This window comes from Pantoea sp. VS1, from assembly GCF_002207995.1.
In the GTDB taxonomy this organism is placed as follows: domain Bacteria; phylum Pseudomonadota; class Gammaproteobacteria; order Enterobacterales; family Enterobacteriaceae; genus Pantoea; species Pantoea dispersa.
In genome coordinates this window covers 1-286 of record NZ_NHZE01000083.1, presented here as the reverse complement: position 1 = coordinate 286, position 286 = coordinate 1, and the positions used below count along the sequence as shown (strand labels likewise).

The following is a 286-nucleotide window of genomic DNA, read 5'->3' as shown; positions in this document are numbered from 1 at the left end:
GCTGGGGGTGAAAGGCCAATCAAACCGGGAGATAGCTGGTTCTCCCCGAAAGCTATTTAGGTAGCGCCTCGTGAACTCATCTCCGGGGGTAGAGCACTGTTTCGGCTAGGGGGCCATCCCGGCTTACCAACCCGATGCAAACTGCGAATACCGGAGAATGTTATCACGGGAGACACACGGCGGGTGCTAACGTCCGTCGTGAAGAGGGAAACAACCCAGACCGCCAGCTAAGGTCCCAAAGTCATGGTTAAGTGGGAAACGATGTGGGAAGGCACAGACAGCCAGG

Annotated in this window: 1 rRNA gene; it reads left to right on the top strand. The window is 56.6% G+C overall.

Annotated elements, in window-relative coordinates:
• A 23S ribosomal RNA gene (locus tag CBW22_RS23330) occupies positions 1 to 286 on the top strand; the annotation flags it as partial.